This is a genomic window from Halomonas ventosae, assembly GCF_004361885.1.
Taxonomy (GTDB): Bacteria; Pseudomonadota; Gammaproteobacteria; order Pseudomonadales; family Halomonadaceae; genus Halomonas; species Halomonas ventosae_C.
The window spans coordinates 72,731-89,795 of record NZ_SNWH01000009.1; the positions used below are offsets into that span (position 1 = coordinate 72,731).

General features: G+C 61.4%; 16 protein-coding genes and 2 tRNA genes. 5 read left to right on the plus strand and 13 right to left on the minus strand.

The genetic code is table 11. From position 1 onward, the window contains the following. Positions 1 to 5: 5 nt before the first annotated feature. From DFO68_RS08820 to sdhC, 5 genes are all read right to left on the minus strand, one after another. Positions 6 to 2,834 (minus strand): 2-oxoglutarate dehydrogenase E1 component, encoded by a 2,829-nt coding sequence (locus tag DFO68_RS08820; protein WP_133483290.1) that lies wholly within the window; start codon positions 2,832 to 2,834, stop codon positions 6 to 8. A 223-nt stretch (positions 2,835 to 3,057) separates the two neighbouring features. Then, positions 3,058 to 3,768, minus strand: a complete 711-nt coding sequence (locus DFO68_RS08825) for a succinate dehydrogenase iron-sulfur subunit (RefSeq protein ID WP_133483291.1) — start codon at positions 3,766 to 3,768, stop codon at positions 3,058 to 3,060. A 58-nt stretch (positions 3,769 to 3,826) separates the two neighbouring features. Next, the gene (gene sdhA / locus DFO68_RS08830) at positions 3,827 to 5,599 is read right to left on the minus strand and encodes a succinate dehydrogenase flavoprotein subunit (RefSeq protein ID WP_133483292.1); all 1,773 of its coding nucleotides are present in this window, start codon (positions 5,597 to 5,599) and stop codon (positions 3,827 to 3,829) included. 3 nt (positions 5,600 to 5,602) lie between these two features. Continuing rightward, the gene (gene sdhD, locus DFO68_RS08835) at positions 5,603 to 5,950 is read right to left on the minus strand and encodes a succinate dehydrogenase, hydrophobic membrane anchor protein (protein WP_133483293.1); all 348 of its coding nucleotides are present in this window, start codon (positions 5,948 to 5,950) and stop codon (positions 5,603 to 5,605) included. Then, a complete protein-coding gene (sdhC, locus tag DFO68_RS08840) occupies positions 5,944 to 6,321 on the minus strand; it encodes a succinate dehydrogenase, cytochrome b556 subunit (RefSeq protein WP_208107394.1) in 378 nt (125 codons plus the stop codon). The genes sdhD and sdhC overlap by 7 nt, the downstream gene beginning before the upstream one ends. Positions 6,322 to 6,787: 466 nt before the next feature. On the opposite strand from sdhC, the gene gltA reads away from it, so the two are divergent. After that, positions 6,788 to 8,074, plus strand: coding sequence for a citrate synthase (gene gltA / locus DFO68_RS08845; protein WP_133483295.1), 1,287 nt, complete (start codon positions 6,788 to 6,790; stop codon positions 8,072 to 8,074). Between the two features lie 572 nt (positions 8,075 to 8,646). Here the strand turns inward: gltA and DFO68_RS08850 are convergent. From DFO68_RS08850 to gltX, 3 genes are all read right to left on the minus strand, one after another. Then, positions 8,647 to 8,722 (minus strand) — tRNA-Glu (locus DFO68_RS08850). 23 nt (positions 8,723 to 8,745) lie between these two features. Then, positions 8,746 to 8,821: transfer RNA gene (locus DFO68_RS08855), tRNA-Ala, on the minus strand. A gap of 57 nt (positions 8,822 to 8,878) precedes the next feature. Further along, entirely contained in the window at positions 8,879 to 10,360 is a 1,482-nt protein-coding gene (gltX, locus tag DFO68_RS08860; protein ID WP_133483296.1) for a glutamate--tRNA ligase, read from the minus strand. 229 nt (positions 10,361 to 10,589) lie between these two features. On the opposite strand from gltX, the gene DFO68_RS08865 reads away from it, so the two are divergent. Continuing rightward, positions 10,590 to 11,177 carry a helix-turn-helix domain-containing protein gene (locus DFO68_RS08865; RefSeq protein ID WP_166637545.1) on the plus strand — a complete coding sequence of 196 codons (588 nt, stop codon included), beginning with the start codon at positions 10,590 to 10,592 and terminating at the stop codon, positions 11,175 to 11,177. Between the two features lie 4 nt (positions 11,178 to 11,181). On the opposite strand, the gene DFO68_RS08870 is transcribed toward DFO68_RS08865, so the two are convergent. The 3 genes from DFO68_RS08870 to DFO68_RS08880 form a co-directional block, all read right to left on the minus strand. Continuing rightward, the gene (locus tag DFO68_RS08870) at positions 11,182 to 11,775 is read right to left on the minus strand and encodes a hypothetical protein (RefSeq protein WP_133483298.1); all 594 of its coding nucleotides are present in this window, start codon (positions 11,773 to 11,775) and stop codon (positions 11,182 to 11,184) included. Between the two features lie 51 nt (positions 11,776 to 11,826). Next, entirely contained in the window at positions 11,827 to 12,153 is a 327-nt protein-coding gene (locus DFO68_RS08875) for a TraR/DksA family transcriptional regulator (RefSeq protein ID WP_133483299.1), read from the minus strand. Between the two features lie 180 nt (positions 12,154 to 12,333). Then, positions 12,334 to 12,573, minus strand: coding sequence for a hypothetical protein (locus tag DFO68_RS08880; protein WP_133483300.1), 240 nt, complete (start codon positions 12,571 to 12,573; stop codon positions 12,334 to 12,336). Between the two features lie 303 nt (positions 12,574 to 12,876). On the opposite strand from DFO68_RS08880, the gene DFO68_RS08885 reads away from it, so the two are divergent. Both DFO68_RS08885 and dusA read left to right on the plus strand, forming a co-directional pair. After that, a complete protein-coding gene (locus tag DFO68_RS08885) occupies positions 12,877 to 13,080 on the plus strand; it encodes a cold-shock protein (protein ID WP_133483301.1) in 204 nt (67 codons plus the stop codon). 203 nt (positions 13,081 to 13,283) lie between these two features. Further along, complete coding sequence (dusA, locus tag DFO68_RS08890; protein WP_133483302.1) at positions 13,284 to 14,279, plus strand: tRNA dihydrouridine(20/20a) synthase DusA; 996 nt, start codon at positions 13,284 to 13,286, stop codon at positions 14,277 to 14,279. 48 nt (positions 14,280 to 14,327) lie between these two features. Here the strand turns inward: dusA and DFO68_RS08895 are convergent, their stop codons facing one another. Next, on the minus strand, positions 14,328 to 15,359 hold the full coding sequence (locus DFO68_RS08895; protein WP_133483303.1) for a succinylglutamate desuccinylase/aspartoacylase family protein: 1,032 nt from the start codon (positions 15,357 to 15,359) through the stop codon (positions 14,328 to 14,330). 198 nt (positions 15,360 to 15,557) lie between these two features. On the opposite strand from DFO68_RS08895, the gene DFO68_RS08900 reads away from it, so the two are divergent. After that, positions 15,558 to 16,181 carry a TetR family transcriptional regulator gene (locus DFO68_RS08900; protein ID WP_133483304.1) on the plus strand — a complete coding sequence of 208 codons (624 nt, stop codon included), beginning with the start codon at positions 15,558 to 15,560 and terminating at the stop codon, positions 16,179 to 16,181. Here DFO68_RS08900 and DFO68_RS08905 read toward each other — a convergent pair. Next, on the minus strand, positions 16,173 to 16,862 hold the full coding sequence (locus DFO68_RS08905; RefSeq protein WP_133483305.1) for a hypothetical protein: 690 nt from the start codon (positions 16,860 to 16,862) through the stop codon (positions 16,173 to 16,175). The two genes, DFO68_RS08900 and DFO68_RS08905, sit on opposite strands and share 9 nt — an antisense overlap. Between the last annotated feature and the right edge of the window lie 203 nt (positions 16,863 to 17,065).

Genomic DNA, 17,065 nt, shown 5'->3' on the forward strand with positions numbered 1-17,065 from the left:
GCGCTTCAGAGGTTGAAGGCGTCTTCCACCAGCTGGCGCTGCTGTTCGATATGCACGGACATGTAGCCCGCCGCGGGTGCCGCGGAGGCCGGTCGACCGGCGAACTTGAGCTTGTCGCCCAGGCCGTCACGCTGCTGGTCGAAGACAGATCGCATGTGATGCTGGCTCGAATACCAGGCACCCTGGTTGAGTGGCTCTTCCTGGCACCACACCACGTCGGTAACATTAGTATAATCCTTGATCGCCTCCAGCAGCTCTTCCTTAGGGAAAGGATAGAGCTGCTCGATGCGCAGGATCGCCGTGTCGTCTCGCTCGTTGTCCTCGCGCCAGTTGGCCAGATCATAGTAGACCTTGCCGGCACAGAGGATGATGCGCTCGACCTTTTCGGCCTCGAGATTGCCCTGATCGGGCAGCACCATCTGGAAGCTGCCCCCCGACAACTCCTCGAGGGTCGAGGTCGCCGACTTGTGGCGCAACAAGCTCTTGGGCGTCATCACCACCAGCGGTTTTCTCAGCGGGCGGATTACCTGACGGCGCAGCAGATGGAAAATCTGCGCCGGCGTGGTCGGCACGCAGACTTGCATATTGTGCTCAGCACTCATCTGCAGGAAGCGCTCAAGACGCGCCGATGAGTGCTCCGGGCCCTGCCCCTCGTAGCCATGAGGCAGCAGCATGGTCAGGCCACACAGACGCCCCCACTTGGTCTCGCCGGAGGAAATGAACTGGTCAACCACCACCTGGGCGCCGTTGAAGAAGTCACCGAACTGGGCTTCCCAGATCACCAGGTCGTTGGGCGCCGTGGTGGCATAGCCGTACTCGAAGGCCAGCACCGCCTCTTCCGAGAGGATCGAGTCATGGATGGTGAAGCGCGGCTGACCATCGGCCATGTGCTGCAGAGGTACGTACGCACTGCCGTCCTTCTGATTGTGTATCACCGCATGGCGGTGAGAGAAGGTGCCGCGCCCAACGTCCTGGCCGGTGATGCGCACTGCATGGCCCTGGTCGAGCAGCGTGGCGTAAGCCAGGGTCTCGGCGAAGCCCCAGTTAGCCACCAGACTTCCGGCCTGCATCTTGCGCCGATCGTCGTAGATCTTGGCTACCTGGCGCTGGACCTCGATCCCGTCGGGAATTTCGCACATCCTGCCGGCGAGACGCTGCAAGCGCTTCATCTCCACGCTGGTATCGGCATGTCCGGTCCACTCGTGTCCCAGGTAAGGGGTCCAGTCGACGAACAGCGAGGTGTTGGGCTCCTGCACCAGGGCATTGGCCACGTGGTTGCCAGCCATCAGGTCATCGCGGTACTTCTCCATCATCGCCTTGGCGTCGTCTTCACTGAGCAACCCCTCGCTGGCCAGTCTTTCGATGTAACGAGTCCGCGAGGAGGGATGATTCTTGATCTTGCTGTACATCATCGGCTGAGTGCCGGAAGGCTCGTCGGCCTCGTTGTGGCCGCGGCGGCGATAGCACACCAGGTCGATGACCACGTCGCGATTGAACTGCTGGCGATAGTCCAGTGCCACCTGGGTAACATGCAGCACAGCGTCGGGGTCATCGCCGTTGACGTGGAAGATCGGTGCCTGGACCATCTTGGCGATGTCGGTGCAGTACTCGGTGGAGCGCGCGTCCAGGGGATGCGAGGTGGTAAAGCCCACCTGGTTGTTGATGACGATATGTACCGTGCCACCTGTCTTGTAGGCACGGGTCTGGGACATCTGGAAGGTCTCCATGACCACACCCTGGCCGGCGAAGGCCGCGTCGCCATGGACGTTGATCGGCAGCACCTTGTTGCCGATCGGGTCATCGCGACGGTCCTGGCGGGCCCGCACCGATCCCTCGACCACCGGGGCCACGATCTCCAGGTGCGAGGGGTTGAACGACAGTGCCAGATGCACCTCGCCTCCCGGCGTCATGACATTAGAGCTGAATCCCTGGTGGTACTTGACGTCGCCCGAGCCGCGCTCGATGACCCGCTTGCCATCGAATTCGTCGATCAGGTCCGAGGGGTTCTTGCCGAGGATGTTGACCAGCATGTTGAGGCGCCCACGGTGAGCCATACCGATCACCACTTCCTTGGTCCCGTAGCCACCAGCACGCTGGATTAGCTCGTCCATCATCGGAATGAAGGCTTCACCACCCTCGAGGCCAAAGCGCTTGGTTCCGGGATACTTGGAGGCCAGGTAGCTCTCCAGGCCCTCGGCGGCCGTCAACCGCTCCAGCACGTGCTTGCGTACCTCGGGGCTGAACTTGGGTGACGAGCGCACAGACTCGAAACGCTGCTGCAGCCAGCGCTTCTCCTCGGTGTCGACGATGTGCATGATCTCGCAGCCAATGGAACGACAGTAAGTCTGCTCCAGGGCAGAGATAATTTCCTTGAGCGGCGCTTTGTCCATGCCCAGGAAGAAGGAACCGGTATGGAACTCAGTATCCAGGTCAGCCTTCGAGAGCTGATGGAAGGAGAGATCGAGATCGGGGACGGGGGTGGGGCTGCGCAGGCCAAGGGGGTCGATGTCGGCCTTCTGGTGCCCGCGGAAGCGGTAGGCGTTGATCAGCTGGAGAACCTTGACCTGCTTCTTGTTCTCGCCACTGTCAGCAACGACCTGGGCAGTACGTCGATGGCGACCCAGCTGGTAGAACTGCTCGCGGACCGGGGCAAGCGGGACATCATGACTAGCCCCCCCTTCGGGTCGAGGCAACTGATCGAAATACTGGCGCCATTCATCGGAAACGGCGGAAGGATCATCGAGGTACTGTTCGTAGAGCGCTTCCACATAGTGGGCGTTGCCGCCACTCACATGAGAGGAGCGCCACATCAACTCCATTATGCCTTGTTGCATCACTTGGTCACCCTGCACTGATGGGGGTGGTATCAACGCCGACACGACTCGACCGCATCGACATCGGGGGCACCCTGCCTTCAGCAGGGTATCCTGAAATCCATGGTCAAGAGCCGGTGCCAAGGGCACCGGCTCTATGCGTCATGCGCTGCACCGGGCTCGACTGCGACCTGCCGCCGCAGCCCTAGCGTAGCGTCCATGATAACAAGCTGAACGCCACGATTTAAGTGGCATTGGCCAGCAGCATCTCGCGGATCTTGCCAATCGCACGGGTCGGGTTGAGCCCCTTGGGACAGACCGCGACACAGTTCATGATGCCGCGGCAACGAAACACGGAGAACGGATCCTCAAGCTCGGCCAGTCGCTCGCGGGTCGCCGTATCCCGGGAATCGGCAAGGAAACGATAGGACTGCAGCAGGCCAGCCGGGCCGACGAACTTTTCCGGGTTCCACCAAAACGACGGGCAGGCGGTGGAGCAGCAGGCACACAGAATGCACTCATAGAGTCCATCGAGCTTGTCGCGCTCCTCCGGTGACTGCAGACGCTCGATAGCGGGCGCCGGCTCGTTGTTCTGCAGGTAGGGCTGGATACGCTCGTATTGCTTGTAGAACAGCCCCATGTCGACCACCAGGTCGCGGATGACCGGCAGCCCCGGCAGCGGACGCAGGGTCAACTCATTGCCCTTGACCACCTCGGAAAGCGGTGTAATGCAGGCCAGGCCGTTCTTGCCGTTCATGTTCATGCCGTCGGAACCGCACACGCCCTCGCGGCAGCTGCGGCGATAGGCCAGACCGTTGTCCTGTTCCTTCGCCAGGTGCAGGACGTCGAGCACCATCAGGTCACGACCCTGGGTGTCGACCTGGAACTCCTGCATGTAGGGCGCGGAGTCGGTTTCCGGGTTATAGCGGTACAGGGATACCTGAAGCTTGGACATCGTGACTACCCCTTCAGTAGGTGCTGACTCAGTAGATGCGAACTCAGTAGGTGCGAACTCAGTAGGTGCGAACTTTCGGCTCGAACATGTCGACGGTCTTGGGTGCGAAGTTCACATCACGCTTGCCCAGTCGCTTGTCGGCTGGGAAATAGAGCGAGTGCTTCAGCCAGTTGGCGTCGTCACGGTCCGGGTAGTCGTAGCGGGAGTGGGCACCGCGGCTCTCCTTGCGCTCCAGGGCAGCGATGGCGGTAGCCTCGGCCACTTCCATCAGGTTGTCCAGCTCCAGCGCCTCAACACGTGCGGTGTTGAAGGCGTTGGACTTGTCCGGCAGGTAGGCGCTGGCGATGCGTCCGCGCAGCTGATCGAGGCGTTCGACGCCCTCAACCATGTTCTTCTCCTCGCGGAACACGCCGAAGGAGGTCTGCATGATGTCCTGCAGCTCGCGCTTGAGCTCGGGAACGGTCTCACCACTCTCAGACTCGTTCCAGCGCGTGATGCGCTTCATGGCGGATTCAACGTCGGACGAGGAGGCGTCGAGGTACTCGATGCCCTCGTTGAGCGCGCCCTCGATGAACATGCCGGCCGCACGACCGAACACCACCAGGTCGAGCAGTGAGTTGCCGCCCAGGCGGTTGGCGCCATGAACCGATACGCAGGCCGCCTCGCCACAGGCGAACAGGCCGCCCACAATCTGGTCGTTGCCCTCGGCATCCTGCATGATCGCTTGGCCATGCACATTGGTGGGAATCCCGCCCATCATGTAGTGGCAGGTCGGAACCACCGGGATCGGATCCTGGGCGGGGTCCACGTGGGCGAAGGTCTTGGAGAGCTCGACGATGCCCGGCAGTCGCTTGCCGAGAACCTCCTCGCCCAGGTGATCCAGCTTGAGGAAGACGTGGTCGCCCTTCTCGCCACAGCCGCGGCCCTCGAGGATTTCCATGACCATGGAGCGCGCGACCACGTCGCGACCGGCCAGATCCTTGGCGTTGGGGGCATAGCGCTCCATGAAGCGCTCGCCATCCTTGTTGATCAGATAGCCCCCCTCGCCGCGACAGCCCTCGGTCACCAGGGTGCCCGCACCGTAGATGCCGGTGGGGTGAAACTGCCACATTTCCATATCCTGCATCGGGAAACCGGCGCGCAGCGCCATGCCGATGCCATCGCCGGTGTTGATTAGGGCATTGGTAGTGGAGGCGAAAATGCGCCCTGCCCCACCGGTGGCTATGACAGTAGCCTTGGACTTGACGTGTACCACCTCGCCGGTCTCGATATCCATGGCGATGCAGCCCACCACGTCGCCGTTGGCATTCTTAACCAGGTCGACGGCGTACCACTCATTGAGAAAAGTGGTGTTGTTCTTCAGGTTATTTTGATAAAGCGTGTGCAGCAGGGCGTGGCCGGTCCGGTCGGCAGCGGCACAGGTCCGCGCCGCCTGGCCACCCTTGCCGAAGTCCTTGGACTGGCCACCGAACGGCCGCTGGTAGATGCGACCATTGTCGAAGCGCGAAAACGGCAGGCCCATGTGCTCGAGCTCGAAGACCGCCTTGGGACCCTCGGAACACATGTACTCGGAGGCATCCTGGTCGGCGATGTAGTCACCGCCCTTGACGGTGTCGTACATATGCCAGCGCCAGTCGTCATCAGGGTCCGCTGCGGCGATAGCACAGGTGATGCCGCCCTGGGCGGAGACGGTGTGCGAACGGGTCGGGAAGACCTTGGACAGCACGGCGGTCTTCTTGCCGGACTTGGCCAGCTCGAGGGCGGCCCGCAGGCCGGCACCACCCCCACCGATGATGATGGCGTCGAAAGACAGGCTACGCATGGTAGACATGTATCAAGCTCCCCACAGAACGGTGATGCCCCAGACCAAAAACACGAAGATGGCCAGGATGATGATGAGCTGGACGGCGATACGAATGCCGGTCGGCTTGAGATAGTCGGTGGTCACGGTCCACAGCCCGATCCAGGCATGGGCAGCCAGCGAGATAAAGGCCAGCAGGGAGAAGATGCGCATCCAGGTATGGGCGAAGAGTCCGCTCCAGGCCGCATAGTCCAGGCCGGGGCTGAGCAGCAGATAGCCAACCATGAAAAGCGTATAGAGCGCCAGGATAACGGCGGAGACGCGCTGAAGCAGCCAGTCGGAGAGACCGCTGCGACCAAGGTTCGTGATATTGGTTACCATACCCAGACTCCAGCCAGAATGATCAGAACCACGCTCACCACCACGGTGATCTGCGCCTTCTTGACACCCCCCTCGAGGGTCACGCCGATGTCCATGTCCATCAGCAGGTGCTTGATCCCGGCCACAAAGTGGAAGGCCAAGGCCGACAGCAGCCCCCAGGCCACCAACTTGGCGAGAAAATTGTGGGCCAGTGCGTCACTCACGGCGGCAAAGCCAGCCGACGAGGAGAGCGACGTGTCAAGCGCCCATAAGGCGAAGATCAGGCCGATGAAGAGGATGACGCCGGTGATGCGATGAGCGATCGACGTCAGAGCGGGAAGGGGAAACTGTATCGTGGACAGATCCAGATTTACGGGTCGTTTGCTATTCACGGCTCTACACACTCTCTTGGCCCGCTTTTCGGTGGTCGTACAAGGCCCGAGCGGGCGGTGGTTTCGGGAAGGGTCATTGTCGTGGCCGAGTTGGACACGAGAACCGTTTCCTGCCAGTCACACGCTAATATTATAGGGACATCTCCCGACCATGACAAATGACCGCCGAAGGCACTCGACCATGGTGGAAGATTGATTTTTCGGCGCTGGCAGCGCTTACCCAGGCCTTCGCCAGCGTTGACCGTCGCCAAAGCGCACCGCCATGGTGCAAAGCACCATTATTCATACAGATATATTACAAATGATAAAGCTAACGTACATTGACGCCTGCTCGTAAGGGGAATTGACAATCGCTGGCACGCTTCTATAGTGGGCTGATCTTTTCGCCGGCAGCATCTCATTTCGCCGGCAGCAGCAGCGGAATCACCCCTGTATCGTCCCATCATGAACCCGAGAGGAGGCCAGCATGGCTGACAGGAAAGCGACACTGACGGTAGACGGTCTGGATCAGCCGATTGAACTACCGATCTACTCTGGCACCCTGGGACCTGACGTGATCGACGTACGCAAACTCGTCGCCGAAGGCCTCTTCACCTACGATCCCGGCTTCATGGCAACCTCCTCCTGTCAGTCGGCGATCACCTATATCGATGGCGGCAAAGGAGTTTTGCTGCACCGCGGCTACCCGATCGATCAGCTAGCCAAGGAATCCAACTTCGTTGAGCTCAGCTATCTGCTGATGTTCGGCGAGCTGCCCAACGACGCCCAGTACAATGACTTCGCGTCGCGGATCCGTAATCACACCATGGTCCACGACCAGATCAACAACTTCTTCAAGGGCTTCCGCCGCGATGCTCATCCGATGTCGATCCTGTGTGGCGTAGTCGGCGGCCTAGCCGCCTTCTACCACGACCACATGGACATCACGGTGCAGAAGGATCGCGAGATCAGTGCCATCCGCCTGATCGCCAAAATGCCGACCATCGCCGCAATGTCCTATAAATACAACATCGGCCAGCCCTTCAACTACCCGCGCAACGACCTGAACTATGCAGAGAACTTCCTCTACATGATGTTCAGCAATCCCTGTGAGGAATACCAGATAAACCCGGTCTACGCCAAGGCCATGGACCGCATCTTCATGTTGCATGCGGACCACGAGCAGAACGCCTCCACCTCCACGGTGCGCCTGGCGGGCTCCACTGGTGCCAACCCTTTCGCCTGCATCAGTGCCGGCATCGCCGCTCTGTGGGGCCCGGCTCACGGCGGCGCCAACGAGGCGGTGCTGAACATGCTTGACGAAATCGGCGACGACTCCGAGGAGAACATCCAGCGCTTCATCGACCGCGCCAAGGACAAGGATGACCCCTTCAAGCTGATGGGCTTCGGGCACCGCGTGTACCGCAACTTCGACCCGCGCGCCAAGGTGATGAAGGAGACCTGCGACGAGGTGCTGGCCGAACTGGGCATGGCCGACGACCCGCAGCTGAAGATCGCCAAGCGCCTGGAGCAGATCGCCCTGGAGGACGACTATTTCATTGAGCGCCAGCTGTACCCGAATGTCGACTTCTACTCCGGCATCATCCTCAAGGCGATGGGCATCCCCAAGAACATGTTCACGGTGATCTTTGCCGTGTCTCGCACCATCGGCTGGATCTCCCACTGGCACGAGATGCTCAGCGATAGCTACAAGATCGGTCGTCCGCGTCAGCTCTACACCGGCCACACCCAGCGCGACTACCCAGCACGCTGAACCACACAACGACTCGCGACGACACTGACCAGCAGGCCGCCTCCGGGCGGCTTTTGTGTATTTGCCAGCATTGCGTCAGCTCCTTACCCTCACCGCCAAGTACGGGACAGGGCATTCATTCTGGTTGACTTTTACCCCGATACCCGCTCCTCGGGGGCCTTGCTGTTTTCCACACATTCTGTGGATAAGCCTGTTCAAAACCTCTCGAAAAGGTCGCACAATCGCCATGGGGAGCGGGACTGGCTTAGATTGATCATTTTTTGATCTATCATAACTCATTGAAATAAAAGAATTAAATCAGAAAGGCCGCAACCATGCGGGTTAGCGGGATGACTATGCACAGGCCGGTCGGCGACATGAGGGAAAGTGGACAAGTCAAAGACGATGTCAAGCCGCAATCGCCGCAAATTTAGCCTCTGGATACGAGATATACTGACATGACAGCGCATCTGACGAGGCGACAAGTCAGCCAGGGAAATGCATCAGGGCTCGGCAGGGGATCCGCAAAACTGCTGGGCAAAATGCCAAAACAAAATAATGCGGTTAAAGAGGAAAATGACATCAGAGGAGAATGGCGTCCCATAGGGGGTTCGAACCCCTGTTACCGCCGTGAAAGGGCGGTGTCCTAGACCACTAGACGAATGGGACGCAGCGCCTTCAGTGCGAGATAATGGTGGAGCCTAGCGGGATCGAACCGCTGACCTCGACACTGCCAGTGTCGCGCTCTCCCAGCTGAGCTAAGGCCCCAATCTCTTGAAGACGGAGCGTAGGTTACTGATAAGCCCCATCTTCGTCAACAGGAAATCACTCCAGCTCGCGAAATTCCTTCTCGAAGCGCTTGGCCTGCTTCTTGGAGATACCACCCAGCACTTCGATGGCGTGGCGCAGGCGCGCCCGGGTCATGTCGGAGCCAAGGATTGTCATGGCGTCCATCACCGAAGTACTCGTGGAGGAGCCGGTGATGGCAATGAACACCGGCGCAAGCAAGACTTTCATCTTCAGCTCGAAGTGCCCGGCCAGGGTCTTGACCTCCTCCAGCAGCGCCTCCTTGTACCAGGATGGAACGAGCTCGAAGCGCCAGATCAGGAACTGCAACAGCTTGAGCATCTCCTCGCGGGAAAGCTTGACTTCTTCGAAGCTCGCCTCATCAATGGACGGCAGACCTGAGAAGAAGTGGCCGGCCAGGGGCGCTACCTGCGAAAGCGTCTCTACCCGCGGGCGCACCTGGGGCAGGATCTGGCTGACATACTCCTCATTGAAGGCCCACTCCATCAGCGCCTCAAGGAAGGCCTTGTTATCGAGATCCTCGCGAATGTAGACCCCATTAAGCCAAGTCAGCTTCTCCAGGTCGAATACCGGCCCGCCTAGCGACACGCGCTGGATATCGAAGTGGCTCATCATCTCGTCGAGGCTGAACTTCTCGCGCTCGTCCGGCATCGACCAACCCATGCGGCCCAGGTAGTTGATCACCGCCTGGGGGAGGAAACCCATGCGCCGGTAGTAGTTGATGGAAGTTGGATTCTTGCGCTTGGAGAGCTTTGACTTGTCGGGATTGCGCAGCAGTGGCATGTGGCAGAGTCGCGGCATGGGCCAGCCGAAATACTCATAGAGCAACTGATGCTTGGGGGCCGAGTTGATCCACTCCTCGCCACGTAGCACATGAGTGATACCCATCAGGTGGTCATCAACCACATTGGCCAGGTGGTAAGTGGGCATACCATCCGACTTGAGCAGGATCTGCGCATCCACCTGAGCCCAATCAACCTCGATCTGGCCACGCAGCATGTCCTCGATCACGCAGCTGCCGGTGGCGGGTACCTGCATGCGCACCACATGCGGCCAGCCGGCCTTCTCGCGACGCGCATGCTCCTCGGCAGGCAGGGCGAGGTCGGCGGGCTTGAGGGCCACGTGCATGCCAGCGGCCTTGCGCGCCTCGCGCAGCTCGTCGAGCTCCTCGCTGGTGCGGTAGCACTTGAAGGCATGACCGGCCTCCACCAGCTGCCGGGCGTACTCCGCGTAGATGTCGCCACGCTCGCTCTGGCGATAGGGGCCATGGGGGCCACCCACATCCGGCCCCTCGTCCCACTCCAGCCCCAGCCAGCGCAACGAATCGAGAATCATCTGCTCGGATTCCTCGGTCGAGCGCAGTTGGTCGGTATCTTCGATGCGCAGGATGAACTGCCCCCCATGCTGGCGGGCGAAGCAGAGGTTGAACAGGGCAATATAGGCGGTGCCCACATGGGGGTCGCCAGTGGGTGAGGGCGCGATACGGGTGCGTACGGTCATGTCGTCCTTGGTCCTATCGATGGGGTGGGACTTGCCCTGGCGAGCAGGCGAATGCCCCCGCATTATACGCACCTCACCGGCGCCGGGCAGCCGTACCGGCCACTCTCCTCCCTGATCCGGCGCGCTAGGGCCGCCTGAAATAGGGCGGAATTAGCGTTGAGGCACGGCCTTGCACGTCAAGAATCGATCACAGATGATCGCCCAACGCATTCACCTACAGGGAGCTGCAATGGCTACACTCGGCCCTCGGATCAAGGAACTCAGGCAGGAGGCCAAGCTCAACAAGGCGGCTCTCGCGCGCAGAGTTGGCGTGTCCGACGTGACCATCTCTTACTGGGAGTCTGGTGCCATCCGACAGATCGGCCACGAACGCCTGGTGGCTCTGGCCCAGGCCCTGAACTGCCCGCTATCGAGGCTGCTCGAGGAGCCCAGCACCAAGATCACGCCGCTCTACCTGCGCAGCAACCTGCCGCTGCCCTGGCAGCAAGGCCAGCACAAGGGCATCGATCTACCCATCGAGATGATTCCCAATCAATACTGGGACGGTGACTGCCAGCTGGTTACACCCGCCCCAGGCGAATGCTTCGACTTTCTCGAAGAGGGTGATCTGGTCGCTATCGCGCCCAGCGATCTCTTCCGCCAGCCCGGTCTCTATCTCATCAAGGATGACGATACGCTGACGGTACGCCGAGTCGAACAAAGTACCACCGGAGAACTAACCCTCCAGTCAGAAATCTGTGATCACGCGATGGCATGGACGCCAGACTGCCACCTGGTCGGCAAGCTGGTCGCGATCTGGCGCGTCCATCCGCTATGAGTCTTCATTCCACCTCCTTCACCTCAACGTGATCAAGCGTGTGCCGGGTCTCGTTACCCACCAGGAAGCGCTGGCTGTAGCGAGCCACCTTGCCCAGGCCATGGGGTGAGCGCTCCACCAGAGGGCCGCTGAGATGCTCGTTTTTCTCGCCAAGCCGCTCACGCACCGAGTGCGGTTGAACGCTGCCCGCCTGGACATCGACCCTGACGCGATAGCCGCCGTCCGGTAGACCACTGCCGGGCCCGAAAGGCCCGGCCACGAAGCCGCCCTCCGTCACTGACACACGCTCTCGCCAGCGCATCCCACTGAACTCACGCTCCAAGATCACCTGCAGGCGGGTCTCGTCGGGGAGGTTAGTGTCGCCTTCCACCGTCAGGCGCCGATCCGCGCCCAGACGGGAATCAATATCGATATTCACCGGTTGGTCGAAGGGCGGCACGGCGGGCGCCTCGGGCAAGGCCTCCGACGCTGGCTCGCGAACCTCGGCAGCGGCATTCGTCTCGGCTGGCGCTGACACCGCCTGTTCCTCGCCACTGCTACAGCCGACCAGCCATCCTAGCAGCAGGCCGCTTCCCATAGCTCGATACCACGCCATCATGCATGCCTCCCACCCGGTCGATGAGCGGTCAGACTAGCATCATTGCCACCCCTAGTGCGTACGCTCGGCGCAGTCGCGACAGAGTGTGGTCTGGGGCAAAGCGGCCAGGCGGCGCGCATCGATGACCTCGCCGCACTGCTCACAGCAATCGCCCTCGCCATCATCGATGCGCTCGAGCGCATGTACCACCTGGCGGAGTTCGTCTTCAGCCTCCTGCTGGAGCGCCTCGATCACATTATCATTTTGCAACTCGATGGACTGCTCCTCCATGTCCTTGTCCAGCGGACCGCCCCGCTGCTCCTTGTGGGCCTTGTAGCGGTTAAACCGATCAATCAGCTCGTCACGCAACATTTCCAGTTGCTGTTTTCGATCCGTCATGCTCTTGCCTCCTGTGATGAATGGTCTTGCCGAAGGGACACTGCCCTGCTTACTGCGATTCCTGATGAAACAGCATATCGCTGCTGGCGCTACGGAGGATCCGCGACCAACGCCCTCGCTGCGCTGGTGTGCCAACGAGGGAGGCGTGGTTGCGTGACATGCCAAGACGAGAATGCCGTCTCAGGCCATCCCCAAGGCATCATAACCCGCCCTACTCAGGGTGATACGCTCAGGCTCTTCGCTGCCACGCGTCCGGTTGACCATGATCAACCCCCTCGCCTCCAAGGTATCGATATCTTCCAGCACCTCCTCCAGCAGGCTGTCCTCACCCGGATGTCCGAACGGAGAGGCCAGGGTCCCGCCATGCTGCAGCACGCGCGCCAGCAGCTCCATCTGGTTTTCAGTGAGATCGTCGCTCATGCTCGGCTCCTTTGGTGGCCATGAATGCGGTGGCCATGAAAATGAGTGTTGCTCAGTATGGACGAGAGACGCCAAGTGCAAACGGGGAGGCTCTATCATGTAGGGACGAGCAGATGTCGCACAAGGCATTGACCCCGGCCCTTATCCATGCCATAGTGACGTCAGTTGGTAAGCAAGATGCATATTGTCAGTAGTAGTCGAATCCTTTCGGTTGTCTGGTTATATCCCCTTGTTTGACCCACTAGCACTCGGGGCATTACCCGGTCATTTGTAACAAGCGCACAGCGCGAAAGGAGACTCACCATGTCTACTGGCACAGTCAAGTGGTTCAACGACGCAAAAGGCTTCGGCTTCATCACTCCTACCGACGGTGGCGATGACCTCTTCGCCCACTTCTCCGAGATCAAGGCAGACGGCTTCAAGTCCCTTCAGGATGGCCAGCAGGTTTCCTTCGATGTGGTTCAGGGCAAGAAAGGCCTGCAGGCTTCGAACATCGAAGCTCTCTGATACCGATCAGACAGACCCATGGCGCCGCAAGACGCCAGCCACCAAGGCCCGCTGATGCGGGCCTTGGTGTTTGTTTGTGTCCGGATTTCATCCATCAGCAAAGGCCCTCAAGGCTTGCGAGCATATGACCTGTCAGCATTGACCAGAAGTTTAACAGTGCTGCTAGTATAGTCGCCTTCCTGACCGACACTCCCGCGATGCTAATGACTGAGCTCGACAGAACCTTCTCCGTGGCCCCCATGATGGATTGGACGACCCGCGACTACCGCGCGTTCGCCCGAACCCTGACTCGGCGCGCCCTGCTCTATACCGAAATGGTGACCACCGGCGCCATCCTGCACGGCAGCCCGCGTAACCGATTCCTCGGCCACGACGACGTCGAGCACCCCCTCGCCCTGCAGCTCGGCGGTAGCGACGCCGCCGAGCTCGCCGAGTGTGCGGCCATCGCCGAGGCGTGGGGCTATGATGAGGTCAACCTTAACGTCGGCTGCCCCAGCGACCGGGTGCAGAACAACCTGATCGGCGCCTGCCTAATGGGCCACCCGCAGAAGGTGGCCGCCGCCGTGCGCGACATGCGCGAGGCAGTGTCGATCCCGGTCACGGTCAAGTGCCGCATCGGCATCGACGACCAGGACGAGGATGCCGATCTCGAGCGCTTCATCGCCACCGTCGCCGACGCTGGCTGCGACACCTTCATCGTGCATGCTCGCAAGGCATGGCTCGAGGGGCTCTCCCCCAAGGAGAATCGCGACGTGCCACCGCTCAATTACGGCCGTGTCCATCGGCTCAAGGCGAGCCATCCCAAGCTGCACATCGGCATCAATGGCGGCCTTAAGACCCTGGAAGCGTGCCGGGAACAGCTCAATCTCGTGGACAGCGTGATGGTCGGTCGCGAAGCCTACCAGAACCCCTGGTTACTGGCTGGCGTCGACGCGGATATCTACGGCGAGCCTGGCCCGGCAGGAAGCCGCCACGCCGCAGCCCGCGCGCTGCGCCCCTATATCGCCCGCCGCCTCGGGGAAGGTGCCAAGCTCAATCATGTCACCCGCCACCTGCTGGGGCTCTTCCAGAGCCAGCCGGGGGGCCGCAAGTTTCGCCGCCACCTCTCCGAGCACGCCCATCGTGAAGGCGCCGGCCTTCAGGTCTTCGACGACGCCCTGGGGCTGGTCCCCATACGCGAGGCAGCTCCCGTGCCCTGAATGCGAACGGCGCTCGAGCGCCCGTTACCGACGGCATGGCGAGGCGTGTCAATAGAGCGCGTCGGGCGGTGGCTCTAGGCTGGACTGAAAGTCCTCGATGGCACTTTCGGCCTCCTCGATGGCGTCAAAGCGGGCGATATTAAAGAGCGCCTCACCCTCGTTAGCCAGCGGTAGTCGACTCATGCCGATGACGATGCCATCAGCTACCGCGCGCACCTCGCCCTCGGCATTGCCGAAGGGGTCGGCCACGCGCCCCAGCAGTTCGCCCTTGGCCACCCGGGCACCGAGGCGCACCTGGGGACGCAGGATGCCGTCGATGGGTGCCCGCGCCCAGCTCGAGCCGTTGGCCACCTCCGCAGCCGGCACCGGTCGGCGGCGATGCTCGCCGGTCAGCATGCCCAGCCGACGCATCACCCGTAGCACGCCCCGCACGCCGGGAGTGATCGCCCACTGATCGAAGCGCAGCGCCTCGCCGGCCTCGTAGGTAAGCACCGGAATGCCACGGTTCTGGGCGTAGTGACGCAGGCTGCCCTCGCGCAGCTCGGCGTTGAGGATCACCGGCGCCCCGAAGGCGTTGGCCATGCGTTCGGTGTCACCCTCCCTCGTCAGCTGGGCACGAATCTGCGGCAGGTTGGTGCGGTGGATAGCGCCAGTGTGCAGGTCGATGATGTGACTGGCGTGATCGACGATCTGCTCGCGGAACAGCGCTGCCACACGGCCACCTAAGGAGCCTGACTCGCTGCCCGGAAAGCACCGATTGAGGTCGCGGCGGTCCGGCAAGTAGCGGCTGTGCTGCACGAAACCGAAAACATTGACGATCGGCACTGCAATCAGGGTACCGCGCAATCCCTGTATCTGCTTCGAGCGCAGCAGGCGACGCACGATCTCCACGCCGTTGATCTCATCGCCATGGATCCCGCCGCACACCAGCAGCACTGGGCCCGACTGACGTCCATGCACCACCTCGACGGGAATGTAGAGTGGTGCATGGGTATATAAGCGCGCCACCGGCACGTCGATCAGGGTACGCGAACCCGCCGCCACGCGGATATCGGCAAGTTCGAAGGGGGCACGAGCCATGGCCGCTCCTTGCATCACAAAACAGGGTTTTTCAAGGCTTCCTTATACGCTACTGCCGCACCAAAGACGAGAGCGTGCGACCGGATCGGCAGGTTGCCATCTATACAAGAGTGTATGTAAGTAGCGAGACAACTCGGATAGAACAAGAGAACTCGGATAGAATAAAGGCATCAACAAAACGCTGGAGAGCCCGCTTACATGGCCAGACACACCAAGACTGAGGCCGCCGCCACGCGGGAAGCACTACTCGACGCCGCCGAGGAGGTCTTCCTCAAAAAGGGCGTCGCACGTACTTCTCTGGAACAGATCGCCCGTCATGCCGACATGACCCGCGGCGCCATCTACTGGCACTTTCGCAACAAAGCCGACCTTTTCCAGGCCATGCTGCAGCGCGTTCGCATGCCCTTCCAGGAGCTGGTGGAGGAAATCGGCGACCCGAGCGTTACCGAGCGTCCCCTCGAGGCGATCCGCCTGGCCTGCCTGAAGGGTTTCGAGCGCCTCGAGCAGCCCCGCTATCGGCGCGTGCATGCCATCCTTGTCCACCATTGCGAGGTCTTCGGCGATATCGACCCGTTGGCCATGCAGAACGAGATGGCCGAGGAAGCCTGCGGTGCCCTGGCCGATTACTTCACCTGCGCGGCCCGGCTGGGTCAGTTGCGTTCGGGGCTCGACCCCGAGGTGGCCGGCGAGCTGTTGCAGGCGATGCTCGGCGGGCTCTTCTACGATTGGCTGCGCAACCACGAGCAATTTTCGCTTCTTGAACGCGGCACGCTGCTGCTGGATACCGAACTGGCATTGATGCGTGCCACGGCGTCAGGATGAGGCCGCGGCGCCGTCCCTCCCCCGGCCACCCCGCTCCTGGCGCAGGCGCAGCCGGCTGAGGTGGGCCCGTGCCTCGCGATACTCGACCTCCGGCACGCTGCGGTAGGCGTCCTCCCCGGCCACGTACTTGACCAGCACCCGACGCTCGCCGACCTGCGGCAGGTTGCCGGGCTTGCCATGCAGGCGCACCTGCCATGCCGGGTCGTCGACCAGTCTCGCCGTGGCCCAGCCATCGGCATCCGCCTCTTCCCTCACCTCTACCTTTTCGCCCAGCAGGCAGCGCCGCTGCAGAGCATGACGATGGAACCAGCGATGCAGGCCATGGCACAACGCCGCGGCCAGCGGCGAGGCGAGCGCGAAGGCTCCCCATAGCACCGCCACCCCGACCGGGATACGGAACAGCCCCAGCGGCAGCCAGCGCAGCACGGCGAGTTCCACCCCCAGGCTGATGGCCCCCGCCAGTACCAGCAGCACCGTCAACGCGAAGGAGGCCGGCACCCCGGCGAAACCCAGTGCCACCAAAGTGCTGGCCAGGTGGTCGCCCTTGAGGCTATCGTGTTCGAAGAATTCTACCGGTGCCAGTCGCAAGACTACCAGCAGCCAGTAGAGGGCGGTGAGTGCCAGCAGCGCGCTAAACAACACCACCGGGAAGCTCAGGGCAATCTGTCGTACGTTTTCCATGGGGGACCTCCCGGCAATACTTTGCCAACGAATGAGTCTCTCTTTACAGCGTAGACCATGGTGGGAGTAGAACGCACCGCCCTGATGTGAGTCATGGACCGGTTCGCAAGTGCACCGGCCGGCCCTTGATAGGAAAAAGGGGCGCCCGCGATGCGGGCGCCCCTTTTATTGTTGCGTGATGCCATGGGGCCAGCGCCAGGCTT